This window comes from Streptomyces sp. NBC_00669, from assembly GCF_036226785.1.
Lineage (GTDB): Bacteria > Actinomycetota > Actinomycetes > Streptomycetales > Streptomycetaceae > Actinacidiphila.
This window is the reverse complement of sequence record NZ_CP109018.1, coordinates 1,377,141-1,399,855: the sequence shown is the minus strand read 5'-3', so window position 1 is coordinate 1,399,855 and position 22,715 is coordinate 1,377,141. Positions and strand designations below refer to the sequence as shown.

Below are 22,715 nucleotides of genomic sequence, written 5' to 3'. Positions count from 1 at the left end.
ACCCGCCCCGGGCCGTACCGCCGACGCGGGGACGGACGCGCGCTCAGGCGCCCCAGCCGGCCTGGGTGCCGCCGACCCGGTCGGCGACGATCCGCTCGGCGTAGCCGGACCGCGCGTACGCCGCCATCGGGTCCGGGTCGATCCCCGACTCCGCGCGCAACTCGGCCAGCAGCGGGCGCACATCGGTGTTGAAGGCGTCCATCAGGACGCCGTTGGCGCCCAGCACGTCACCGGCCGCCTGCGCCGCGGCGAGTGCCTCGGTGTCGACCAGCAGCGCCTTCGCGGTGGCCTCCTGCACGTTCATCACCGAACGGATCTGGCCGGGGATCTTGGGCTCGATGTTGTGGCACTGGTCGAGCATGAACGCGATCCCGGAGTCCTCCGCCAGCCCGCCCGCCTGCTTGACCTCGAAGAGGATGCGGAAGAGCTGGAAGGGGTCGGCGGCACCGACCATGAGGTCGTCGTCGGCGTAGAAGCGGGAGTTGAAGTCGAACGCGCCGAGTTTCCCCTCGCGCAGCAGGAACGCCACGATGAACTCGATGTTGGTGCCCGGCGCGTGGTGCCCGGTGTCGACGCACACCTGCGCCCGCTCGCCCAGCCGCAGGCAGTGCGCGTAGGCGGTGCCCCAGTCCGGCACGTCGGTGGTGTAGAAGGCCGGCTCGAAGAGCTTGTACTCCAGGATCAGCCGCTGGTCGGCCGACAGCCGCGCGTACACCGCGTCGAGCGCCTCGGCCAGCCGGTCCTGCCGGGCCCTGATGTCGTCCTGGCCGGGGTAGTTGGTGCCGTCGGAGAACCACAGCTTCAGATCCCGCGAGCCGGTCCGGTCCATCACGTCCACGCAGGCGAAGAGGTGGTCGAGCGCCTTGCGCCGGACGGCCGGGTCGGGGTTGGTGACGCTGCCGAGCCGGTAGTCGTCGTCCTGGAAGACGTTGGCGTTGACGGTGCCCAGCGTGATGCCGGCGTCCGCCGCGGCGCGGCCGAGCTCCGCGTAGTCCGCGACCTCGTCCCAGGGGATGTGCAGGGCGACGGTCGGCGCGACCCCGGTGAAGGCGTGCACCTGGGCCGCGTCGGCGATCTTCTCGAACGGGTCCCGGGGCACGCCCTGTTGGGCGAAGACCTTGAACCTGGTGCCGGAGTTGCCGAACGCCCACGACGGCAACTCGATGCGCTGCGCGCGCAGTACGTTCTTGGCTGCCTCACGACCGGCCATGGGCGGACCTGCTTTCCAGTGCGGACGGTTCTTGCTGACAGTTCGGATCGGTGCTCACAGGGCGACCTCCACCAGGTCCACGCCCAGCAGGTCGGCGGTCGCCCGCAGTTGGGGGAGCAGGTCGCCGACACCCAGCGCCCAGTGGTGCGAGATGCCGGTGGCACTCCACGCGTCGGTCCACTCGCCAGGGTCGCAGCCGAAGTCGACCCGCGAGGTGGTGTTGCCGATCTCCAGCAGCGGCCCGGGGACCACCTCGCCGGTGGAGGCGACGAACCTGAAGGCGCCGTCGCGCTGCTGGGCGATCCCGAAGGTGGTGACCGGGCCGTGCGCCACGTCGAACTCCACGGACACGCCCCAGCCGCGCTTGCCGTGGTAGACGCCCAGGCCGCGCAGCAGCGGCCGCCGTTGGCTGATCGCCAGGTGGGCCGGGCCGTCGTGGCCCATCTCCACCACGTTGTCGCGGAAGTTCAGCGCCTGGAGCTCGGTGAACGAGCCGCCGCCGCCGAGCCGGTCCACGATGAGCATGGCCAGCGAGGTGCGCAGTTCGTACTCGCCGGTGGTGGGCACGCCGCGCGCGGTGAGCAGGGAGGCGCCGAGGATCATGCCGGCGCCGAGCCGTTCGTGCTGCTCGCCCTCCAGGCCGCGGTGGTAGTAGGCGAGGCTGTCCAGCGCGAAGTCGTCCGCCAGCCGGTCCAGCCCCACCGACACCTTCGCCGCCCAGCGGAAGTCCTCCTCCTGGACCGTCGGGTCCAGGTCGAACACCTCCCGGGCCAGCGCGATCCGCTCCTCGACCTGCGCGTCGCTGACCGCGGCGACCCGCACCCGCAGGTCGTCGAACTCCAGCACCTCCATGTGGCCGCCGAAGTTCGCCGGGACCAGCGTGAGGTCGGTCGACACGTCGAGCATGCCCGGGTAGAGGTGCCCCATCAGGCCGTGCCGGCCGTGCCGCAGCGCGCCGCGCACCCCGGCCGCCTTGATCCAGCGGCCGATCCGGGCCCAGGCCCGCTCGTCCTCCAGGTACCCCGACACCGAGCGGAAGTCGATGCCGCAGCGCAGGAAGGCGTTGGCCATCTCCGGCAGCGGGCAGGCGCCGCAGTACGCCAGCCACTGACCGGTGTCGAAGGTCGCGTGGTCCATCGCCTCGGTGGGCTGGAGGTTGATCAGCAGCACCGGAGCGCCGCTGCGCTGCGCGATCGGCACCAGCATCGACGCGGTCATGTAGGTGGTGAGGAAGCCGACGATGATGTCGCAGCCGGCCACCCGCAGCGTCTCGGCGGCGCGCGCGGCGTCGGAGGCGTCGGAGACGAACCCGGCGTCCACCACGTCGCAGTCCAGCGCCCGCATCCGCTCCGCCACCCGGTCCGCGGAGCGCTGGAGTTGGGGCAGCAGGTCGGGGAACTGCGGCCAGTAGGCGCCGAGTCCGCCGGCCACCAGGCCGACCTTGGTGCGCCGGGCGGTGATGCGCCGCAGCCCGGCCGGCAGGGCGGAAGGCGGCGCGGCGGAGGGCGGCGCGGAACCCGGCTGCCGCGCGGGGCCATCGGGCTGGGGGGAGTCGAAAGTCGTGGTCATCGGCCGGGTCCTTCTCCACTGGCGTGCAGTTGGTCGTCGAGGTTGAAGATCTGCCGCAGCAGCACGAACCCCTCGTCCGGCGGCTGCCCGTCCAGGCCGGTGAAGTAGGGGGCCATCTCGGCCTGCCAGCGGGCGTTGACGTCGGTGCGGGCCATCGCGGCCTGCGCGGCGGCGAGGTCGTCGGCCTCGACGTATCCGACGATCAGCCCGTCGTCGGCGGCGAAGATCGAGTAGTTGCGCCAGCCGGCCGCGTCGAGCGCGCGCAGCATGTCCGGCCAGACCCGCGCGTGCCGCTCGCGGTACTCGTCGAGCCGGTCGGGCCTGACCCGTAGCAGGAAGCAGTAGCGGTTCATCCGATCGTCGTTCCCTTGTGCTCTCCGGGGCGCCGGGGCGCCCCGGTTGCCGCCGGCGCCGGCCGGCCCCAGGACGGGACCGGCCGGGCGCCCCGCGGCATCAGAAGTCGAACTTGTCGACGTTGGAGGCGTCGAAGACGGTCGGCGGCCCGAGCACCACCGACGGGCCGACCCCGCTCGTGGGGGCGAGCACCTTGTACGTGCCGAGCGTGCCCGCCTTGAAGCTGGACCCGGTCTGCAGGCTGGCGCTGCCGGACGCGAGCGACGCGGCCGCGTAACCGGCCAGGTAGCCCAGCTGGTTGGGGTCCCACAGCTCGAAGGACTTCACGGTGCCGTCCTTGACGTAGGACTTCATCTGCGAGGGCAGCCCGAGTCCGGTGAGCGTGACCTTCTTCGCCACGTCCTTGTGGTTGGACAGGTACTGCGCCGCGGTCGAGATGCCCACGGTGGTCGGCGAGATGATGCCCTTGAGGTTCGGGTACGCCGACAGCAGGCCCTGCAGCACAGTCAGCGACGTGGCCGGGTCGTCGTTGCCGTACACCGTGCTGACCAGCTTCATCTTCGGGTACTTGGTCAGCTGCTGCTTCATGTACTTGATCCAGGCGTTCTGGTTGGTCGCGCTGGCCGCCGCGGACAGGATCGCGACCTGGCCGCTGCTGCCGATCTGCTTGGCGAGCAGGTCGACCTCGGAGGTGCCGATGGTCTCGGTGTCCGCCTGGTTGATGAACAGGTGGTTCGGGGTGGTGCCGCAGGAGATGTCCGAGTCGAACGAGACGATCTTGATCCCGGCGGCAGCGGCCTGGTTGAGCGACGGGCACAGCGCCGACGGGTCGTTGCCGGCGATCACTATGGCGTCGGCGTGCTTCTGGATCGCGGTCTGGATCGACGGGATCTGCGCGGCCGCGGTGTCGGCGGTGCCGCTGGAGACCACGACCTTGCCGCCGAGCTCCTCCAGCGCCTTCTTGCCGCCGGCGTCGGCCAGCACCTCGTACGGGTTCTGGGTGTCCTTGGGGATGAAGTAGACCGTCAGGCCCTTCTTGACGCCGGTCGCGGTCGGCTTGCCGGTCGGGTCGGCGCCGGCGTTGGAGGAGGAGCCGCAGGCCGCGAGCATGAGGCCGGCAACGGAGAGGGAGAGGAGTGCGGTCGCCCTGCGGCGCACGGTTCTGCTGATGGTCACGTGACTGTCTTTCTTCAGAGGGTCGGACGGAACGGCCGGCGCCGCCGGGTGCCGGCCGGTGAGGAAGCGGAGGGGAGCCGCGGCTCCGGACGGGGTGGCCGGGTGGAGCCGCGGGCTCCGGGTGGCGGCGGGTCAGGCGGCGGGCAGCGGGCCCCGCTTGGCGCGGGCTCTGATCCGGCGCACCAGCTCGCCGCCGTTGGGCACGACGACGCTCACCAGCAGCAGCGCGCCGGTGACGATGTTCTGCACCTCCGGCTGGACGCCCATCTGGGTCAGCGCCTGCTGGAGGCAGCCGACGATGACCACCGCGAGCACCACGCCGATCACGGTGCCCCGGCCGCCGAAGATCGACACCCCGCCGAGCAGCACGATCGCCACCACGTTGAGTTCGAGCCCGGTGCCGGCGTCGTAGCTGACCGAGGAGTTCTTCAGGGTGAACAGGATGCCGGCGAGCGCGCAGAAGAGGCCGGAGGCCACGTAGAGCCCGAACTTGACCCGGTCGACCCGCACCCCGGAGAAGCGGGCGGCCTCCGGTTGCAGGCCGATCGCCACGATGGAGCGGCCCAGCGAGGTCGCGTGCAGGATCACCCCGAAGATCACCGCCAGCACCAGGAAGATCAGCGCGGACCAGGCGATCTTCGTGCCCTGCACCGGCATCACGCCGATCTTGGTGAGCGACATCGGGAACCCGGTGATGGTGCGCGGCGCCAGCACGATCTCGGAGAGGCCGCGGAAGAGGGTCAGCGTGCCGATCGTCACCGCGATCGACGGCAGCCCCATCTTCGACACCAGCAGGCCGTTGAGCGCGCCGCCGGCCGCGCCGACCGCCAGCGCCGCCGCCATCGCGGCCCACACCGACCAGCCGTCGTGGAAGAGCGAGCCCATCACGGTGCCGGACAGCCCCAGCATCGAGGCCACCGACAGGTCCATCTCGCCGGTCATCACGATCAGCGTCAACGGCAGCGCCATGATGGCGATCTCGCCCATGTTCAGGCTGATGTAGAAGAAGTTGGTGCCGTCCAGGAAGTCCGACGACTGCGCCGACCCGAAGATCAGCACCGCGATCAGGACGAACACCAGCGCGGTCTCCCAGCGCACCAGCCCGCGCCAGAACGGCTGCCCGGCGTCGTCGGCACCCTGGTAGGAGGGGGTGGCCGGTTTCGTGGTGGTGATGTCAGGCGTCACGGTGGGCTCCCTGTGCGGACTGGAGGCTGCGGGCCACCCGCAGGCCCAGCCAGCGGTCGAAGGCGATGGCCGCCAGCAGCAGCCCGCCGGCGATCGCCTCGTTCCAGAAGGACGAGATCTTCGCGGCGACCAGCGCCTGGTTGATCGTGTTGAGCAGCAGAGCGCCGAGGGCGGCGCCCAGCACGGTGCCGCTGCCGCCGAAGATGGCCACCCCGCCGACGACCACCGCGGCGACGACCGTCAGCTCGTAGCCGTTGCCGCCGGTGACGTCGATCTGGGCGTGCAGCGCGAGGAACAGCGACCCGGCCAGGCCGGCGAGCGCGCCGCTGATCAGGAAGGCGGTGAACACCCGTCGCCCGGCGGGGATGCCGGCCAGTGCGGCGGCCTCCGGGTTGGAGCCGATCGCGTACAGGTCGCGGCTGGCCCGGAAGGAGCGCATCGCGTACCCGACGACCGCGACCACGACCGCCACGATGATGGCCAGCCACGGCACGCCGAGGAAGGTCCGGTACCCCACCTCGGTGAAGGACTTGGGGATCGCCCCCGGGTCGATGGTCTTGCCGTCGACGATCACCCCGTCCACCCCGCGGACGATGTAGAGCATCGCGAGCGTCACCACCAGGCTCGGCACCCGGGTCACGACCGTGATCAGGCCGTTGATCGAGCCGACCAGGGCGCCGACCAGGATGCCGAGCACGTAGCCCAGCAGCACCGGGAAGCCAGAGTGGTGCTTGAAGACGTCGCCGACGACGTACGCGGACAGGCCGACCACCGAGCCGACCGACAGGTCCACGTTGCGGGTGACGATGACCATCGTCTCGCCGACGCCGAGCAGCGCGATCAGCGAGGCGCCGGTGAGCAGTTGCTGGATGCTGTGCGGGTTGGCGAAGGCGTGGTTGCTGATCGTTGTGGCGACGAAGACCAGCACGATGACGACCCCGATGCCCAGTTCCCGGGCCCGCAGCAGGGCGGCGCCGCGGGCGAAGCGCTGGGTGTCGGGCGCCGGGGCCGGCGCGGTGAGCTGTGCGGTCATGACGCCACCGCCGCGTATCCGGTGGCGGCGCGCATGATCGAGTCCTCGTCGGCCTCGGCGCGGCTGAGTTCGGCGGTGATCCGGCCCTCGTGCAGGACCAGCACCCGGTCGGCCATGCCCAGCACTTCGGGCAGTTCGGAGGAGATCATCAGCACCGCCATCCCGTCGGCCACCAGTCCGTCGAGGATGCGGTGCACCTCGGCCTTGGTCCCGACGTCGATACCTCGGGTCGGTTCGTCGATGATCAGCAGGGAGGGGCCGCGGGCCAGCCACTTGCCGAGCACGACCTTCTGCTGGTTGCCGCCCGACAGGGTGGCGACCGGGTTCCTCATCCGGCCGAACTTCAACTGCAGGCGCTCCGCCCAGGTCAGTGCCAGCTCGCGCTCCGAGCCGCGCTGGATCAGCCCGAACCGGCCCAGCCGCTCCAGCGAGGCGAGCGCGACGTTGCGGTCGATGCCCATGTCCATCACCAGGCCCTGCTGGCGGCGGTCCTCGGGGACCAGCGCCACGCCGGCGGCCATCGCGTCGGCCGGGATGCCGTTGCGCAACTTCCTGCCGCCCACCTTGACCGTGCCCGACGTCCACCGGTCGATGCCGAAGACGGCGCGGGCGACCTCGCTGCGGCCGGCCCCGACCAGCCCGGCCAGGCCGACGATCTCGCCCCTGCGCACGGTGAAGCTGATGTCGTGGAAGACGCCCTCCCGGGTGAGGTGTTCGACCTCCAGCACGGTGGCGCCCGGGTCGGTCTGCGTCTTCGGGAAGAGCGTGCCCAGCTCGCGGCCGACCATCGAGCGGATGATCGAGTCGGCGGTCACGTCCTCGATCGGCGCGGTGCTCACGAAGCGCCCGTCGCGCATGATGGTGACGCGCTGGCAGCTCGCCAGCACCTCCTCGATCCGGTGCGAGATGAACAGCACCGCCGCGCCCTGCTCGCGCAGCGTGCGCATCACGTCGAAGAGGCGTTCCACCTCCACCGAGGTCAGCGCGGCGGTCGGCTCGTCCATCACCAGCACCTTGGCGTCCAGGGACAGCGCCTTGGCGATCTCGACGATCTGCTGGTCGGCGACGGACAGGCCGCGGGCCTGGCGCTGCGGGTCCAACTGGACGCCCAGCCGCTCGAAGACCGCGACGGCCGCCTTGTTCATGGCGGTCCGGTCGATCCGGCGGCCGGCGCGGCGCGGCTGGCGGCCCATGAAGATGTTCTCCGCGACGGTGAGGTCGGGGAAGAGGGTGGGCTCCTGGTAGATGATCGACACCCCGGCGGCGCGGGAGGCCGCGGGCCCGGACAGGACGACCGGGGTGCCGCCGATCAGCAGCCGGCCGCTGTCGGGCTGGTGCACGCCGGCGAGGATCTTCACCAGCGTGGACTTGCCCGCGCCGTTCTCGCCCAACAGGGCGTGTGCCTCGCCTGGGTACAGGGTGACCGACCCGTCCTCGAGCGCGCGCACCGCGCCGAAGCGCTTTGCCGCCTGCTCCAGGACGAGGAGCGGGTCCTTGCCTACGGGATCTTTCATCGTGCCAGGTCCTCGTCTTGGTGTGGTGCGCTTGCGCGGCGGGCTCGCCACATGTGTGCCCACCCCCTCCCCGGAACGTCGTCCGGGACTCGTCGTGCCCTCCGTCCGAACGTCGGGCCACCGGTAAATTGGAACGTTTCACAAAAGTTGACGGACGCGAGACTATGTCCTGCGTCACGTGACGTCTAGGGTCCCGCACGTAATATCCGTTGGCGGGGAAGAGCGCTGGTGGGCGCGTCGGCCCGCGGGGGCCGCCGTACGGGCCGGCGGCGCGGGCTCCCAGGGTGCTCGCCGGCGGGCGCGGCGGGGGTGTCCGGCCGGGGTGCCCGCGCGTGCGCCCGGGCCTGACGGGTTCCCTCCGGACGGCCAACCGCCCTGGTCGCGGCGGTCGTCGGAGTCGGGACCCGGGTCTTGTGTACGGTCGCGGATACGATCATGGTCCGCGGGGGTTCGGTGGCGGGTGGAGCCGGGCGGTGGGCATCGTCTCCGAATCGTGCCGGTACGCCCCATTGCGGAGCCTGCTCGGCGCGGTTATTCTATGCACTTTTGAAACGTCTCAGGTCCTCAAGGGGGATCTGGGGAACCGGAGTTGCCGGTGCGCGGCGCCCGGGTGGCCCGGGGGAGCCGTCCGGCCCGCGGCTCGCCCGGGAGGGAGCACGGGAGGAGCCCGCGAGGAGCACGGGGAGCCCGTCCGGGAGGGCCCGCGGCGGCCCGGCCGGGTGGAGACAATACGAGCATGCCCTCTCTGGCCACCCCCGCGATACCCGCCGGCGCACTTCGTTCGACCGGGCAGCCGGTCCTCCCGGTCGAGGGCGGGCGGCAGTTGCGGCCCTGGCGGCCGGACGACGCCGGCGCCGTCCACGCCGCCTACCAGGACCCGCAGATCCAGCGCTGGCACGTGCGCCGCGCCGACTCCGTCGCCGAGGCGGGGGAGTGGATCGAGCAGTGGCGCGGCGCCTGGCCCGCCGAGACCGGCGGGCACTGGGCGGTGGCGGACGCGGCGACCGACGCGCTGCTGGGCCGGGTGGCGCTGAAGGCGTTCGACCTCGCCGACGGGCAGGCGGAGGTGGCCTACTGGACGGTCCCGGCGGCGCGCGGCACCGGCGTCTGCTCCGGCGCGGTCCGCGCGCTCGCGGCCTGGGCGCTGGGCGACGGCGGCTTCCACCGGCTCGAACTGGCGCACTCCGCCGCCAATCCGGCGTCCTGCCGGGTGGCGGTCGCGACCGGCTTCGCGCAGGAGGGCGTACGCCGCGGGGCGGCGCGGCACGCGGACGGCTGGCACGACATGCACCTGCACGGGCGGGTGCGCGGCGGCCGGGGCTGACACCGCGTCAGGGGGGCGGACCCGGTCGCCGGGTGCCCGGGGGAGCCCGGGCGCGCGGGTGGCTCGGTGCCCGGGTGCCGGTAGGGCCGGGCGCCCGGCGGGATTGCGGCCGGTGGGGCGGGGCACGCGGGGTGGCATGGACAGCGGCGCGGGAGACGAGGGCGGGCGGGCGTTCGTACTCGGCGGCGGCGGGGCGCTGGGAGCGCACGAAGTGGGGATGCTGAAGGCGCTGTTCGCCGCGGGGGTGCGGCCCGGCCTGGTGCTGGGCACGTCGGTGGGGGCGATCAACGGCGCGGCGGTCGCGGCGGACCCGTCGCAGTCCGCGGTGGCCCGACTGGAGGAGCTGTGGACGGGGCTGGGCCGGGCCGGGGTCTTCACCGGCTCGCTGGCGGCGCGGTTGTCCACGGCGCTGCGCAGCGGCACCCACCTCTACGCGGCGGCGCCCCTGCGTACGTTGCTGCGCACCCATCTGCCGGTCACCCGGATCGAGGACCTGGCCGTACCGTTCCAGTGCGTCGCGGCGCGGATCGAGGACGCGGCCGAGCACTGGTTCGACGGCGGACCGCTGGCCGACGCGGTGCTCGCGTCCTGCTCGGTGCCGGGGCTGCTGCCGCCGGTCCGGCTGGGCGACGCGCACTTCGTGGACGGCGGGCTGGTCAACAGCATCCCGGTCGGCCGGGCGGTGGCGCTCGGCGCCCGCGAGATCTACGTGCTCCAGGTCGGCCGGGTCGAGCACGCGCTCACCCCGCCCCGGCTGCCGTGGGAAGTCGCCACCGTCGCCTTCGAGATCGCCCGCAGGCACCGTTTCGCCCGGGACATGGCCGACCTGCCGCCGGACGTCACCGTGCATGTGCTGCCCAGCGCCTCCACCCGTGACGAGACCGGCGGGACGCTGCGCCAACTCCGCAGGCGCGCCGCGTTCGGGGCGACCGCGGAACGCATCGAGCGCGCCTACGCGGCGTCCTCGCGCTACCTCGACACCGCCCTCGCCCCGAAAGGCGGCGCCCCCGCATGACGACACCCCCGCCCCACCCGTCCGCGTCCGCGGCCGCGTCCGTGCCGTCGGACGCACCCGCCTCCGTGTCCGCCTCCGTCTCCGCTTCCGCAGCCTCGGCCGTGTCCCTCGCGGTGACCCTCGGGCGGCGGGCGGCCACCACCGCGCTGCTCCTGGCCCTGATCCCTTTGACGGCGGCCCTGTTGGTGGCCGTGACCGTGCTCGGCGCGCCGGTCTCCCTCGCCACCCGGGGGCCGTGGCGGCAGACCCGGGTGGCCGGGTTCGCGCTGCTCTACCTGCTGGCGGACCTGGCCGGGCTGGTCACGGCGACCGTGGTGTTCCTGCGCGACCCGTCCCCGCGCCCGGCCGCCCGACGCCGGCGGGAGGACACCGCGTTCCGTACGCTCGCCCGGCTGCTGGCTGTCCTGCGCCGGGCCGCGGAGCACGTCTTCCGGCTCAGGGTCGAGGTCACTCCGGCCGTCCGGCGCGGAAGCGGCTCGGGTGGCGACGGCTCGCACGGTGACGCCTCGCATGGTGACGGCTCGGGTGGCGACGGCTCGGGTGGAGACGCCTCGCACGGTGACTCCTCGGGTGGCGACGGCTCGGGTGGCGACGGCTCGGGTGGAAGCGCCCCGCGGGCAAGCGTCCCGATGGGTGGCAGACCGTACGAACGCGTCGCGCCCGGGAGCGATCCGCGTCGCGCGCCCCTGCTCGTACTCGTCCGGCACGCCGGTCTCGGCGACTCCTTCCTGCTGCTCCAGATCCTGCTCACCGAGGCCGGGTTGCGCCCGCACACCGTGCTCAAGGGCGCGCTGCGCGCCGACCCCTGCCTGGACGTGCTCCTCGGCCGGGTGCCGCACTGCTTCGTGCCGCCCGCCTCGGGCACCGCCGTCGACGGCATCGCCGATCTCGCGGCAGGACTGCGCCCCGGCGACGCGCTCGTGCTCTTCCCCGAGGGCGGCAACTTCACCCCGCGCCGCCACCGCCGCGTGATCGCCATGCTGCGCCGCCGCGGCCTCTACCGCCGCGCCGCCCGCGCGTCCCGGCTGCATTACGTACTGCCGCCGCGCGACGGCGGGGCGTTGGCCGCGCTGGCCGCCGCGCCCACCGCGGACGTCGTCTTCGTCACCCATGCCGGGCTCGACGTCATCGACTCGGTCCGGACCGCCTGGTCCGTCCTTCCGTTCACGCGCGGGGTGCGGGCCCACTGGTGGCGGATACCGGCCGCCGCGATTCCGCCGGGCGAGGAGGCCCGCAGCGACTGGCTGCTCACCCAGTGGGAACGCGTCGACCGGTGGACGGCCGCGCACGCCGTCGCCCGGACCCCGCACGTCTGACCTCGCGCTCCCGCGTGCCGGCCGGCCCGAGCGGGGGTGCGGAGGCAAGGAGCGCCGCCGGTCCGGGGGATGAACGTGTCCGGGTCCTGGTCGTCGTTCCTGCGCGGAGTGCCAAGGGCGGTGCGCGCACCGTCAATGACCCGGCGCGGCTCCTGCCGCACCGTGGGACCCGAACATCGGATCACGGGGTGCGCGGTCCCACGGTGTGGCCGCGCGCCGCGGAGGACGGGGAGGACGGGGAATGAAGCGGATGAGAGCGGGTGCCCGCGGAGCGGCGATCACGGCCACCGCCCTGGTGTGCGCCGTGGGCGGGTTCGTCGGGACCGCCGGCGCGACGACCGGTGCCGGCTGGATCGGATACGGCTACGCGAACACGCACAACGGGGTGGAGTGCGTCCAGGAGGCCATCGACAACTCGCCGGCCCCCGCCCACGTCACCGTCGACGGCGTGTTCGGCCCCCGGACCTACTCGGGTGTCAAGTCCTTCCAGCAGTGGTGGAACCAGACGGGCATGAACCCGCACCTGAGCGTGGACGGCGTCGTCGGACCGGCGACCGGGGACCAGATGCTCGGCTACGTCGGTGCCGGCTGCTACCTCTACGTACCCACCACGGACTGACGACCCGGCGGCACCCCGCAAGCAACCACACGAGGGATCGGCCGGCTCGGCACCGCCCGGTGTCCTGGCCTGCCGTTCCACAGACGGGAGGGAACATGCGTATCCGTTCACGAGGCATCACCGCGCTGGCGGCCGTCGCGCTCGCAGCGAGCGGGCTGACGGTCGCGGCCGGCTCGTCGGCCAGCGCGGCGGCGCCCTTGGACTGCTACGGAAGCTCGAACATCTACTCCACCAGCGGCAACAACAGGTGGCCGTCGAGCGGCTGGGTCACCACGTCGTCGGTCTGCGCGGACATCAATGTCAGGCCCAACAACAGCCTGTGGGTCCAGACATGCTTCCAGGCGACGAACTCCTGCAACAAGGCCACCTGGATCAGTGCCGTGACCTGGGGCACGGCCGCCACCGGAGTCCTTGACGGCACGAAGTTCTACCTGCACTTCGACCGCGCCAGCGTGGGGGACGTCGCCTACTGAGCGCCGCCCGGCACCGTCGGCCCCCTGGGTGTACGCCCGGGGGGCCGTGCCGTGGCGTGGCGTGCCGTGCCTTGGGGTGGCGGTGGTGCCGAGGTGGCAGGAACCGGCTGCTCGGCCCGCGCGTTGCCTCGGCAGGACCTCGGAGGGAGAACACTTGTCCAGTGCGGGTTTCCCGCCGGTGCGGGCGGTCGGACGCGGGGCGGCCTGGTACCGCGGGGACTGCCATGTCCACTCCGTCCGGTCGGGCGGCGGGGAACTCACGCCCGAGGAGCTGGCCGTCCGGGCACGCGCCGCCGGGCTCGACTTCATCGCGACGACGGAGCACAACTCGGCTGCCGCGCCCGGGGTGTGGGGGCATCTGGCCGCCGACGACTTCCTGATCGTCCTCGGTGAGGAAGTGGTCACGAAGACCGGGCACTGGCTCGCGCTCGGCATCGACCCCGGCCAGGTCGTCGACTGGAACCACCAGGTCAGGGACGGACTGGTCGACCGGTGCCTGGACCAGGTCCATCGCGTCGGGGGCCTGTGCGTGGCCGCGCACCCGCACGCGCCCTACCCGTCGGGCGACTTCATGTTCCCCTTCCGGGGCTTCGACGTCGTGGAGGTGTGGAACGGGCTGTGGACGTCGGACCAGCCCTGGAACGCCGACAACGAGGCCGCCCTGGCGGAGTGGGGACGCGGCCTGGCGGCGGACCTCCGGACGGGCTCGTGGCGGCCGGCGATGGGCAACAGCGACACGCACCTGGAGGGGCAGATCGGCATCCCCCACACCGTGGTCTTCGCCGAGGAGCTGAGTACGCAGGCGGTCCTGGCCGCGATCCGCGCGGGCCGCAGCTGGATCGCCGGGTCGGCGGACGTGGACGTGTCCTTCACCGCCGGCGCCGATGGTCGCGTCGCCGGGGTGGGAGAACGGCTCGCCACCCAGGGCCGGCCGGTCGAAGTGCGGGCAGCCGTACGCGGTGTGCCGACGGCGACCGTCAGTTTCCATACCGACCGGGGAAAGGTGCACCGTGCGTCGCTCCCCGATGACGGGCCAGGCGTGGTGCGGTGGGAGACGACGGCGGAGGACTCGGCGTTCGTACGCGTCGAGGTCCGCCACCCCGACGGAGCCGCCGCCGCACTCACCAACCCGATCATCCTGACCTGACCCCCGCGCCCGCGGTCCATGGACGCGAGGTCCGTGCCCGCGCTCTCCTCCCGCCGCACCCACCGGCTCACCCGGTGGCAGACCCGGTGGACCGCGCTCCGCCCCTCAGGTCTCGCTGGACCTGCCGGACTGCGCGGCCGCCGACGCGAGCAGCGTGTCCAGCAGCCCGGGGAAGACCGCGTCCAGATCGGCGCGGCGCAGTTCGTTGATCTTCGCGGTGCCCTGATAGCGCTGGGTGATCACGCCCGCTTCGCGTAGCACGCGGAAGTGGTAGGTGGCGGTGGACTTGCTGCACACGAGCCCGATCTCCCCGCAAGCCGACGCGGCGTCGGCGGCCAGCGCCTGGATGATGCGGAGCCGCATCGGGTCGGCGCAGGCGTGCAGCACCGCCTCCAGCCGGATGTCGGCGGGCTCGGGATGGTCCAGTTGCCGGCTCGGAGTTGCCGCGCCGGCGCTGTGAGGAGGCATACGGCGAGTCTACTGCGACGGATCTCGTAGTTCGACAAATCTCGAACTTTGATGTTCGATGAATATCGTAATACGGTAATCATCGAACTAAGGCGTGCCGCCCCGGCCGTGTGCCCTGAGGAGACATCTCCATGAGCCAGTTGTTCGAGCCCTTCCGCTTGCGAGCGTTGACCATCCCCAACCGCGTGTGGATGCCGCCGATGGGCCAGTACAGCGCGGGGTCGGAGGGGCCCGCCGTCGGCGTCCCCACCGACTGGCACCTCGCGCACCAGGGCGCCCGCGCGGCCGGTGGCGCCGGCCTGATCCTGACCGAGGGCACGGGGGTGAGCCCCACCGGCCGGACCACCCCCTACGACCTGGGCATCTGGACCGACGCGCAGCTTCCCGGGTTCCAGCGGATCACCGCTCTGGTCACCTCGCTGGGTGCCGTGCCCGGCATCCAGCTGTCGCACTCCGGCAGCAAGGGGTCGACCGACCGTCAGTGGCTGGGCGGCAAGCGGCTCGGTCCGGAGCAGGGCGGCTGGCGGCCGGCCGGCCCCGGCGAACTGACCCTCGCCGACATCGACCGGATCGTCGAGGAGTTCGCGGCGGCGGCGCGTCGGGCGGCCGCGGCCGGGTACCAGGTGGTCGAACTGCTCGCCGGACACGGGTATCTGATCCACCAGTTCCTGTCGCCGGTCACCAACCACCGCACGGATGCCTACGGCGGCTCCTTCGAGAGCCGGACCCGGTTCGCCCTCCGTGTCGTGGACGCCGTGCGTGCCGTCTGGCCCGACGACCTGCCGCTCTTCGCCCGCGTCTCCGCGACGGACTGGCTCACCGAGAACCCTTCGGACCACCGCGAGGGCTGGACTGTGGACGACACCGTCCGCCTCGCGACACTGCTGGCCGACCACGGCGTTGACCTGCTGAACGTGTCGAGCGGCGGCATCGTCCCCGACGCGAAGATCACGGTCGGGCCGGGCTACCAGGTGCCCTTCGCCGCGCGGGTGAAGGCGGAGACCGGAGTGCCGGTCGCCGCCGTCGGCATGATCACCGAGCCCGACCAGGCCGCCAAGATCCTCGCCAACTCCGAGGCCGACGCGATCCTGATCGGCCGCGAACTCCTGCGCCACCCGACCTGGCCCCTCGACGCCGCCAAGGCACTGGGAGCCGAGGTACGCATCCCGCCGCAGTATCGCCGCGCCTACTGACACCCTGAGAAGGGCCGGTCGCGCGTGCCAGGGTGGGTGCCGGTCAGCAGGACGTCATCGACCCGAAGGGCGGACTCTCGTGCGCACAGTCCACGTCGTCACGCATCCCGAGGCGACGCACCACGTCGAGGGGGTCGTCGGCGGGTGGCACGACTCGCGCCTGACGCCCGCCGGAGTCCGCGCGGCGGTCTCCATCGCCCGAACGCTCCGGGCCCGGGTGCCGGACGGCGCCGAGGTGGAGCTGTTCTCCTCGGATCTGCGGCGCACCCGGCGGACCGCCGAGGAGGTGGCCGACGTGTTCGGCGTGCGGCCGGTCCTCGATCGCCGGCTGCGGGAGAAGTCCTACGGTCAGGCGGGGGGAAGGCCGCAGGAGTGGCTGGACCGGCGCTTCGTCCCGCCGCCGGCGGTCGGGGAACGGATGGACCACGACGAGGGCGTGGAAGGCGCCGAGACGAGGGCGGAGTTGGCGCGGCGCGTCTACGCGGCCATGGACGACATCCTGCGACGTCCGTGCGCACACCAGATCGTCGTGACGCACGGCGGCTCGCTGACCTTCGTCGTGGCGTCCTGGATCAGGATGCCGATCGAGTCGGCCGGTTACGTCGGCTTCCGGGCCCCCTCCGGCAGCATCACCACGCTGCGCGAGGACGACTTCTACCACAACCGCCAGGTCGTCAGCCTCGGCGAGACCTGCCCTCTCGACGAGTCCCGCCATCTCGACGAGTCCTCCCCTCTCGACTCCGCGCGACGCTGAATCGCCGGCGAGCCGTCGTCGTCTCCTGCCGTGTCTCCTGCCGTGTCGGTCAGCGTGGTCGGGCTTCCCAGGCCGGGCGCCGGAGTTGGGCGTTGTCCACGATGAAGTCGGCGTGGTCGGCCGGGTGGGCCGTGGCGGCGTAGAGCCGCTGGGCGGGGATGTAGCGCTCGCGCCAGGACCGTTCGACGTCGGCGGCATCGGCGGAGGGCCCGGCCTGGGCCGAGTCCCGGTCCCGGGCGCGGCCCACCGTCTGCTCGAAGGGGACGGATACGAGGATGCGCAGCTCCCACCGGTCGACGAGTTCCGGGCGCAGGAGGAAGACGCCGTCGAAGAGGAGTACGGCGTTCGCGGGGGCGGTCGTGGGCGGCAGCGACAGCGCGCGGTCGGTGTCCTTGTCGTAGACGGAGTGCTGGAACCTCCGGTGCCCGCCCGGGCCCAGCGGGTCGAGCAGGACCCGGCGCAGCGCTACGTGGTCGTGGGCGTCGAAGTAGCAGGCTTCGGCCGAGTACCGGCCGCGTCGGTAGCGCTGTGCGCGGGGGAAGAGGAAGTCGTCGACGGTCGCGCGGATGACCTCGCGGCCCTGCGCCCGCAGGACGACGGCGAGTTCGTCGGCCAGCGTGGTCTTGCCGGCGGCGGGCGGCCCGTCGACGGCGACCCGCACCGGGTGCGCGGTCGTGACGGCCCCGATCGCCCCGGCCAGTTGGCCCATGAGTTCGCCGCGGGTACCTCGATCCATTGCTGCCCCTCTCTCACGGCGCCGGTGCGCAGGGCACGTTGGGCCGCGATCGCCGGTTCCGGACCCGCCCCGCGCCCACCCGGGTGGACGCGCGCCCCCGCACCCGCCCGGTGGACGTGGCCCCACCGTAGTCCCCGTGGCCCGCGTGGCCCGCGTAGCCCGCGTGGCCCGCATGGCCCCGTCGCAGGCGGCCCCCGCCTGGCGGAAGATGCCGCGCTCCCGTGATCGTGTGAAACCTAGTGACACGCGGAAAGGGTGTTGCTTGAATGCGGCAAGCGCTTTCTGTCGTCCGCCCTTGGAGGGTCCCGCCGTGCAGATCTCCCGCCGTGCCCTGATCGCCGCGGTGCCCGCGACCGCCCTGCTGGCCGCGGCGCAGCCGTCCCGCGCGTGGGCCGACGCCACCGGCACCGGCGCCGCCCCCCGCACCGGCGACCGCACCGCCACCGCCGCCAAGGCCGCCGCCGGCACCCCCGCCGACCGCGCGCAGATCCTGGCCAACACCGTGGACGTGTTCGCGGGCACCGCCCAGTCCAACGCCCGGCCGGACGTCGCCGCCAAGCTCGCCGCGATCGCGGCGACCGCCCGCACCCGGCTGACCGCGATGGACGCGGCGGCGGGCGGCGACCAGCTGTTCGGCGGGCTCGCCCTCGGCACCAGCGACACCAACCTCACCTCCTCCTTCCAGTACCTGTACGAGATCGCGCTGGCCACCCGCGTGCCGGGCGGCGCCGCCGACCTCGCGGGCGACGCGGCCGTACAGCAGCGCGTGGTCGACGGGTTGCAGTGGCTCTACGACCACTACTACGGCGACCAGGCGACCGGTTACTACGGCAACTGGTTCAACTGGGAGATCGGCATCTCGCAGTACGCCACCAAGACCCTGATCCTGCTCAAGGACACCGTCGCCGCCTCCCGGCCGGACCTCCCCGCGACCTACGTCGCCGCGATGGACGCCTACCTGCGCAACGGCAAGGACGGCGACGTCGACCTCGACTCCCGCTTCCACACCGGCGCCAACCTCGCCGACATCACCACCGACCGGATCATGCAGGGCGCGCTGCTCGACGACGACGCCCGGATCACCAAGGCCGTCGCGGACCAGGAGACGGTGCTCGCCACGATCGACCCGTACGCCCTCCAGCACGGCGTCACCGACGGGTTCTACGCCGACGGGTCCTACCTCCAGCACGCGTCCGTCGCCTACACCGGCTCGTACGGCACCGGGCTGCTCACCCGGATCGTGCAGACCGTCAAACTCCTCGACGGCACCGACTACCTGGCGGGCGCCGACCTGGTCGGGGCGGCGCGCGGCTGGGTCGCGAACAGCTTCGCGCCGCTGATCTTCGAGGGCTGGATGATGGAGGCGGTCAAGGGCCGCGCGGTCTCGCGCACCGGCACCGGTTACGCCGACGTCGGCACCGTCGTGGAGTCCGTGGTGGACCTGTCGGCGTACACCACCGGCGCGGACGCGACCGCGCTCGCCGGGTACGCCAAGTTCGTCCGGCAGGAGTCGCGCACACCGGTGAACCCGGCGTCGTTCGTCTCCCCGGTCAGCGTGGCCCGCTACGCCGACATCCTCGCCGACACCTCCGTACCCGCCGCCGACCTCAACGCACCCGCGCAGCACTCGGCGTTCAACGCGATGGACCGCGTCGTGCACCGCCGCCCCGGCTGGGCGTTCACCCTCGCCCGCAGCTCCACCCGGATCAGCGGCTACGAGTACATGAGCGGCGAGAACCTGATGCCCTGGTTCCAGGGCGCGGGCGCGCACTACCTCTACCTGTCCGGCCAGGACCAGACGCAGGCGTTCGGCGTCGACTACTTCACCGCCGTCTCGCCCTACGCGCTCGGCGGGGTGACCGCGCCCGTCGAAACCCGCGAGACCGTACCGGAGTTGTACGGCACCGCGTGGTACGACAACCCGGCGGCCGGGTTCACCTCCTCGTCGGAGTCGCAGAACACCTACGTCTACTTCCCGCTGTCCACCAACTCCCATTCCGGGGGCGCGCGTTCGGGTACGTACGGCACCTGCGGCCTGGTGCTGTCCGATGACGCGGCGTACGCCGCCGCCCGAGCCGGCCTGCTCCCCGCCGACTTCGTCGCCTACCGCGACGCGCGGGCCACCAAGTCCTGGTACCTCTTCGACGACGAGGTGGTGGTGCTCGCGGCGGGGGTCGGCGACGGTACGGGCGCCGGCGCGGGCCGCGCGGTGACGACGACCTTCGACACCCGCATCGCCGCACCCGCGGACCCGGTGAGCGTCACCGGCCGACTGCGCGACGGCACGCCGTTCACCGGCCCCGGCACGGCCCCGCTGGCGTGGCTGCGTTACGCCGACGGCGGGCAGGGCACCGCGATCGGCTACGTCCTGCTCGACGGCCCCGGCCAGGACCCGCACGCGCGGGTGCGGGTGGGCCTGGAGACCGTGACCCGCAGCCGGCGGGCGATCCGCACGTCCAATCCCGACACCGCCGTCACCAAGCAGGTCTTCTCGGTCGGCCGCGACCAGCCGGCCGGCGCGGCGCCGACCTCGTTCGCGTACGCGCTGGTGCCGGGCGCGACGGAGAGCGCGCTGCGGGCGTACGGATCTGGCGGTGCGCACGGTGCGCATGGTGAGCATGGGCGGCCCGGTCCGCTGTCGGTGCTGGCCAACTCCACCGCCTTCCAGGCCGTACGCCACGCGGGTCTGGGCATCACCGCCGCCAACGCCTTCGCCGCCGGGCCGCACCGCGCGGGGGAGTTGGAGGTCGACGGCCCCGCCTCCGTACTCGTCCGCGAGCGGCACGACGGCACCACCACGGTCTCCGTCGCCGACCCCACGACCACCCGCGACACCGTCACGGTGCTGCTGCGCGGGCGCCGGCTGCGGTCGCTCTCCGCCGCCGACGGCATCCGCGTCACCCGCTCCCGCGGCGCCACCCGCGTCGAGGCCACCACCCGCCACACCTACGGCGCCACCCTGGAGGTCACCCTCCGCTGACCCGCCCCACCCGCGCCCCGTCGGCGCCCCGCCGGCCCCCCGCGCCGGACCGTTCGCCGCCCCCGCACCCGGCCGGACGCGGTCGCCGGGGGACAAGGTCTACTCGTCCCGCGGCAACCGAGCCTACCTGCGCAAACGCCGCATCGAGGCGGCCCTGTCGCGCCCTAAGGGCGGATGTAAGGCCGAGTCATGACCTCCATGTTGTGACCGTCCGGGTCGTCGAAGTAGGCGCCGCGACCACCGAATAGACGGTTGATCTGGCCGGGTTCGGTGTGGCTGGGGTCGGCGTAGTAGGTGACCCCGACCGCCGTCAGACGGGTGATCACGGCGTCGAACTGTTCGTCAGGGACAAGGAAGGCGTAGTGCTGCGACTGGATCGGCTCGTCCCTCTTCTCGTAGTAGTCGAGCGTCACGCCGTTGCCGAGGTCGACGGGGAGGAACGGTCCAAACGGGGCGCCGACCTTCAGGCCCAGGATCGCGGCGAGGAACTCGGCAGACAGGTGCCGGTCGCTTGCGTAGATGGCAGTGTGGTTCAGCTGGACGCCGGCCGTCGGCGGCGCGGATTCATGCGGGTCATGCTGGTCATAGGACATCAGTGGTGTGTCTCCGCTTTGGGATCTTCCGCTGGAATGCGGCGCCGTATGCGGGCGCCGGGAGCCAAGACGCGGAGAAGTGGGCGGGCCTCTTGCCCGCCTCGGGCTCACGCCGAGGCCGGGAACCTCACTCGTGCGTGGCCCATGGCCGACCCGGCAGTCACCCGATGGACCTTAGTGACCATCACAGGCGGGAGCAACATCGCTTCTTGGCCGTGCCCGGCCGCGAGCCGCCGTTGCGTCGTAGCGGTTCGTCACGGCTCCGCTGATGACAACTCGATACGCGACCTAGTAGTAACCCTTCGTGCCGTCGAGCAACTCACGGACGATGTCCGCGTGGCCCGCGTGCCGTCCCGTCTCCTCGACGAGGTGGATCAGCATCCAGCGGAGGTTGGCGCCGGCGTCGCGGAAGTCGGGGTGGCGGCCGACGTCGTCCAGGGAGGCCGCGGCGACGATCTCGTTGCCGCGGGCGCACTGCGCCTCGTATTCCGCGAGGAGTTCGGTGAGGGGGCGGCCGCCGGTGTGCCAGTCGGCGTCCTGGCTCGACTCGTCGAACGCCGGGTTCTGCTGCTTGTCGCCGCCGAGGAACACCACCTCCAGCCACATGTGCTCGGTCCAGCGCATATGGGAGACGAGGCCGGCCATGGTCATGGCCGGCGAGGTCGGGACGACCGAGCGGTGCGCGTCCTCGTCGCTCAGCCCCTCACACTTCCAGCGCAGGATCTGCCGTTGCAGGTCCAGCCAGCCGATGAGCGCGGTGCGTTCGTCCGCTTGGAGTGGGGGGCGTTTCAGTTCCGATGCCATGCCGGCGCACGCTACCGGTGCGGCCTGGAAAGGGACACCTGGATTTGCCCGCGATTTCGCGGTGCCGCAGCGCGCCGGGGTGCGGCTGCGCACAGGGGAGGACGTGCTCGCCTCACCGGCCCCGCCGACGTGTGTTCGCGGGGTCGCGGGTTCGTCGGGGGCGCTAGCCCACCACGCCGACGGCCGCCCACGTGCACACCTGTTGCGGCGGGGGAATGACGTCGCCCGGGTCGCTGTGCCACTGCGGTGGCGTCACGACGCCCGGCTCCTCCAGCGTCAGCCCGTCGAAGAACCGCTCGATCTCGGTGCGGCTTCGCGCGAAGCTCGTGGTCACGCGCCCGCTGTAGTGAGCCATGGCCTCTTCCATCAGGGCCGGCCGAAGGTCGGAGGCGATACTGGCGATCACCAGGCGGCTCCCCGGCGCCAGGGGCCGGACCAGGTCGGCCACCACCGTGTAGGCGATCTCACCGGGCACGAAGTGCAGCAGGTTCCCCAGCAGGAGGGTCACGGGCTCCGTGAGGTCGAGGTGATCGCGGACCCGCGGCTGTTCGTACAGCGCCGCGCCGTCGAGGAAGTCGTGGTGAACGTAGGTGCAGCCGTCGACGCCGGCGAGATCGCGGGCGCAGTGGCGGCGGACGAGCGGGTTCTTGTCCGCGTACACCACCCGGGCGGCAGGGAGGACGCGTTGGGCGACCTCGTGCACGTTGTCGGAGAGTTTCGTCGGGATGCCGCAGCCCATGTCGATGATCTGGCGGACGCCCTTGCTCGTCGCGTACTCGGTGGCGCGCAGCACGAAGGCGCGGCTGGCCCGGCACGACATCCCGACGTCCGACCAGACCCGGGAGAGCTGGTCGGCGGCGGCGCGGTCCGCGGGATGGTTCTCCTTCTCGCCGAGGAAGTAGCCGTAGACGCGGCTGACGTCCGGCGTCGTCGTGTCGACAGCGTCGGGTTCCCGTTTCTCGCCTGCCTGGTTCACCATGTGTCCCGCCCGCCGTCCGGCCGCGGCTCCATCGAGTACGCGGCTGCCGATGTCGCTCGGCCCCATCGTGACATCGTCCGTGGCGGCCTCGGCCGTCCCCGGTGGAACTCGCGTGACGGGGACTCGGCCCCTCACCACGACCTGCTCCCCGTGCCCCGGTGGCGCTGACGGCACGACGGCTCTCCCGGATCACCCGCATCCGCCTCGGTAAACTCGCAGCAGACCAGGCCACGGCATCCCGCCCGGGCGAGGGGCCAACTCACGTCGTTGTGG

General features: G+C 72.5%; 21 protein-coding genes. 9 read left to right on the top strand and 12 right to left on the bottom strand.

Annotated features, from left to right (window positions below):
- Positions 1 to 43 precede the first annotated feature (43 nt).
- From rhaI to OG896_RS05590, 7 genes are all read right to left on the bottom strand, one after another.
- Positions 44 to 1,210 (bottom strand): L-rhamnose isomerase, encoded by a 1,167-nt coding sequence (rhaI, locus tag OG896_RS05620; protein ID WP_328471658.1) that lies wholly within the window; start codon positions 1,208 to 1,210, stop codon positions 44 to 46.
- A gap of 54 nt (positions 1,211 to 1,264) precedes the next feature.
- A complete protein-coding gene (locus OG896_RS05615) occupies positions 1,265 to 2,779 on the bottom strand; it encodes an L-fucose/L-arabinose isomerase family protein (protein ID WP_329362958.1) in 1,515 nt (504 codons plus the stop codon).
- A complete protein-coding gene (locus OG896_RS05610; protein WP_329362957.1) occupies positions 2,776 to 3,132 on the bottom strand; it encodes an L-rhamnose mutarotase in 357 nt (118 codons plus the stop codon). The genes OG896_RS05615 and OG896_RS05610 overlap by 4 nt, the downstream gene beginning before the upstream one ends.
- 100 nt (positions 3,133 to 3,232) lie before the next feature.
- Positions 3,233 to 4,243: a substrate-binding domain-containing protein gene (locus OG896_RS05605; RefSeq protein WP_443057231.1), complete on the bottom strand. Its 1,011-nt coding sequence runs from the start codon at positions 4,241 to 4,243 to the stop codon at positions 3,233 to 3,235.
- Positions 4,244 to 4,441: 198 nt separating this feature from the next.
- Positions 4,442 to 5,494, bottom strand: a complete 1,053-nt coding sequence (locus OG896_RS05600) for an ABC transporter permease (RefSeq protein WP_329362955.1) — start codon at positions 5,492 to 5,494, stop codon at positions 4,442 to 4,444.
- On the bottom strand, positions 5,484 to 6,527 hold the full coding sequence (locus tag OG896_RS05595; RefSeq protein WP_328471668.1) for an ABC transporter permease: 1,044 nt from the start codon (positions 6,525 to 6,527) through the stop codon (positions 5,484 to 5,486). The genes OG896_RS05600 and OG896_RS05595 overlap by 11 nt, the downstream gene beginning before the upstream one ends.
- Positions 6,524 to 8,041 (bottom strand): sugar ABC transporter ATP-binding protein, encoded by a 1,518-nt coding sequence (locus OG896_RS05590; RefSeq protein WP_329362952.1) that lies wholly within the window; start codon positions 8,039 to 8,041, stop codon positions 6,524 to 6,526. Before OG896_RS05590 ends, OG896_RS05595 begins: the two co-directional genes overlap by 4 nt.
- A gap of 736 nt (positions 8,042 to 8,777) precedes the next feature.
- Here OG896_RS05590 and OG896_RS05585 point away from each other — a divergent pair.
- The 6 genes from OG896_RS05585 to OG896_RS05560 all read left to right on the top strand — a co-directional run bounded on the left by OG896_RS05585 (position 8,778) and on the right by OG896_RS05560 (position 13,935).
- Complete coding sequence (locus tag OG896_RS05585; protein ID WP_329362951.1) at positions 8,778 to 9,365, top strand: GNAT family N-acetyltransferase; 588 nt, start codon at positions 8,778 to 8,780, stop codon at positions 9,363 to 9,365.
- A gap of 136 nt (positions 9,366 to 9,501) precedes the next feature.
- Entirely contained in the window at positions 9,502 to 10,380 is an 879-nt protein-coding gene (locus OG896_RS05580; RefSeq protein WP_329362950.1) for a patatin-like phospholipase family protein, read from the top strand.
- A complete protein-coding gene (locus OG896_RS05575) occupies positions 10,377 to 11,696 on the top strand; it encodes a 1-acyl-sn-glycerol-3-phosphate acyltransferase (protein ID WP_329362948.1) in 1,320 nt (439 codons plus the stop codon). Before OG896_RS05580 ends, OG896_RS05575 begins: the two co-directional genes overlap by 4 nt.
- Before the next feature lie 241 nt (positions 11,697 to 11,937).
- Positions 11,938 to 12,315: a peptidoglycan-binding domain-containing protein gene (locus tag OG896_RS05570; protein ID WP_329362947.1), complete on the top strand. Its 378-nt coding sequence runs from the start codon at positions 11,938 to 11,940 to the stop codon at positions 12,313 to 12,315.
- Between the two features lie 95 nt (positions 12,316 to 12,410).
- Positions 12,411 to 12,788 (top strand): hypothetical protein, encoded by a 378-nt coding sequence (locus OG896_RS05565; protein ID WP_329362944.1) that lies wholly within the window; start codon positions 12,411 to 12,413, stop codon positions 12,786 to 12,788.
- A gap of 154 nt (positions 12,789 to 12,942) precedes the next feature.
- Positions 12,943 to 13,935 (top strand): CehA/McbA family metallohydrolase, encoded by a 993-nt coding sequence (locus OG896_RS05560; protein WP_329362942.1) that lies wholly within the window; start codon positions 12,943 to 12,945, stop codon positions 13,933 to 13,935.
- A 105-nt stretch (positions 13,936 to 14,040) separates the two neighbouring features.
- On the opposite strand, the gene OG896_RS05555 is transcribed toward OG896_RS05560, so the two are convergent.
- On the bottom strand, positions 14,041 to 14,403 hold the full coding sequence (locus OG896_RS05555; protein ID WP_329362940.1) for an ArsR/SmtB family transcription factor: 363 nt from the start codon (positions 14,401 to 14,403) through the stop codon (positions 14,041 to 14,043).
- A gap of 131 nt (positions 14,404 to 14,534) precedes the next feature.
- Here OG896_RS05555 and OG896_RS05550 point away from each other — a divergent pair, with 131 nt between their 5' ends.
- Together OG896_RS05550 and OG896_RS05545 are read left to right on the top strand one after the other, a co-directional pair.
- Positions 14,535 to 15,596, top strand: coding sequence for an NADH:flavin oxidoreductase/NADH oxidase (locus OG896_RS05550; RefSeq protein ID WP_329362939.1), 1,062 nt, complete (start codon positions 14,535 to 14,537; stop codon positions 15,594 to 15,596).
- 79 nt (positions 15,597 to 15,675) lie between these two features.
- Positions 15,676 to 16,350, top strand: coding sequence for a histidine phosphatase family protein (locus tag OG896_RS05545; protein WP_329362937.1), 675 nt, complete (start codon positions 15,676 to 15,678; stop codon positions 16,348 to 16,350).
- 49 nt (positions 16,351 to 16,399) lie between these two features.
- Here OG896_RS05545 and OG896_RS05540 read toward each other — a convergent pair whose 3' ends face one another.
- A complete protein-coding gene (locus tag OG896_RS05540) occupies positions 16,400 to 17,086 on the bottom strand; it encodes a cytidylate kinase family protein (protein WP_329362935.1) in 687 nt (228 codons plus the stop codon).
- Between the two features lie 310 nt (positions 17,087 to 17,396).
- On the opposite strand from OG896_RS05540, the gene OG896_RS05535 reads away from it, so the two are divergent.
- Complete coding sequence (locus OG896_RS05535; protein WP_329362933.1) at positions 17,397 to 20,066, top strand: polysaccharide lyase family 8 super-sandwich domain-containing protein; 2,670 nt, start codon at positions 17,397 to 17,399, stop codon at positions 20,064 to 20,066.
- A gap of 164 nt (positions 20,067 to 20,230) precedes the next feature.
- Here the strand turns inward: OG896_RS05535 and OG896_RS05530 are convergent, their stop codons facing one another.
- From OG896_RS05530 to OG896_RS05520, 3 genes are all read right to left on the bottom strand, one after another.
- Positions 20,231 to 20,659, bottom strand: coding sequence for a VOC family protein (locus OG896_RS05530; RefSeq protein WP_329362931.1), 429 nt, complete (start codon positions 20,657 to 20,659; stop codon positions 20,231 to 20,233).
- Between the two features lie 288 nt (positions 20,660 to 20,947).
- Complete coding sequence (locus OG896_RS05525) at positions 20,948 to 21,463, bottom strand: DinB family protein (protein ID WP_329362929.1); 516 nt, start codon at positions 21,461 to 21,463, stop codon at positions 20,948 to 20,950.
- Positions 21,464 to 21,626: 163 nt separating this feature from the next.
- Entirely contained in the window at positions 21,627 to 22,508 is an 882-nt protein-coding gene (locus tag OG896_RS05520; protein WP_329362927.1) for an SAM-dependent methyltransferase, read from the bottom strand.
- Positions 22,509 to 22,715: the final 207 nt, after the last annotated feature.

Bases quoted from the DNA above. Each gene is read 5' to 3' on its own strand.
- rhaI (WP_328471658.1), bottom strand. From the start codon at position 1,210: ATGGCCGGTCGTGAGGCAGCCAAGAACGTACTGCGCGCGCAGCGCATC.
- OG896_RS05615 (WP_329362958.1), bottom strand. From the start codon at position 2,779: ATGACCACGACTTTCGACTCCCCCCAGCCCGATGGCCCCGCGCGGCAG.
- OG896_RS05530 (WP_329362931.1), bottom strand. From the start codon at position 20,659: ATGTCCTATGACCAGCATGACCCGCATGAATCCGCGCCGCCGACGGCC.
- OG896_RS05525 (WP_329362929.1), bottom strand. From the start codon at position 21,463: ATGGCATCGGAACTGAAACGCCCCCCACTCCAAGCGGACGAACGCACC.
- OG896_RS05580 (WP_329362950.1), top strand. From the start codon at position 9,502: ATGGACAGCGGCGCGGGAGACGAGGGCGGGCGGGCGTTCGTACTCGGC.
- OG896_RS05575 (WP_329362948.1), top strand. From the start codon at position 10,377: ATGACGACACCCCCGCCCCACCCGTCCGCGTCCGCGGCCGCGTCCGTG.
- OG896_RS05610 (WP_329362957.1), bottom strand. From the start codon at position 3,132: ATGAACCGCTACTGCTTCCTGCTACGGGTCAGGCCCGACCGGCTCGAC.
- OG896_RS05590 (WP_329362952.1), bottom strand. From the start codon at position 8,041: ATGAAAGATCCCGTAGGCAAGGACCCGCTCCTCGTCCTGGAGCAGGCG.
- OG896_RS05565 (WP_329362944.1), top strand. From the start codon at position 12,411: ATGCGTATCCGTTCACGAGGCATCACCGCGCTGGCGGCCGTCGCGCTC.
- OG896_RS05605 (WP_443057231.1), bottom strand. From the start codon at position 4,243: ATGCTCGCGGCCTGCGGCTCCTCCTCCAACGCCGGCGCCGACCCGACC.
- OG896_RS05540 (WP_329362935.1), bottom strand. From the start codon at position 17,086: ATGGATCGAGGTACCCGCGGCGAACTCATGGGCCAACTGGCCGGGGCG.
- OG896_RS05555 (WP_329362940.1), bottom strand. From the start codon at position 14,403: ATGCCTCCTCACAGCGCCGGCGCGGCAACTCCGAGCCGGCAACTGGAC.
- OG896_RS05520 (WP_329362927.1), bottom strand. From the start codon at position 22,508: ATGGGGCCGAGCGACATCGGCAGCCGCGTACTCGATGGAGCCGCGGCC.
- OG896_RS05595 (WP_328471668.1), bottom strand. From the start codon at position 6,527: ATGACCGCACAGCTCACCGCGCCGGCCCCGGCGCCCGACACCCAGCGC.
- OG896_RS05570 (WP_329362947.1), top strand. From the start codon at position 11,938: ATGAAGCGGATGAGAGCGGGTGCCCGCGGAGCGGCGATCACGGCCACC.
- OG896_RS05585 (WP_329362951.1), top strand. From the start codon at position 8,778: ATGCCCTCTCTGGCCACCCCCGCGATACCCGCCGGCGCACTTCGTTCG.
- OG896_RS05550 (WP_329362939.1), top strand. From the start codon at position 14,535: ATGAGCCAGTTGTTCGAGCCCTTCCGCTTGCGAGCGTTGACCATCCCC.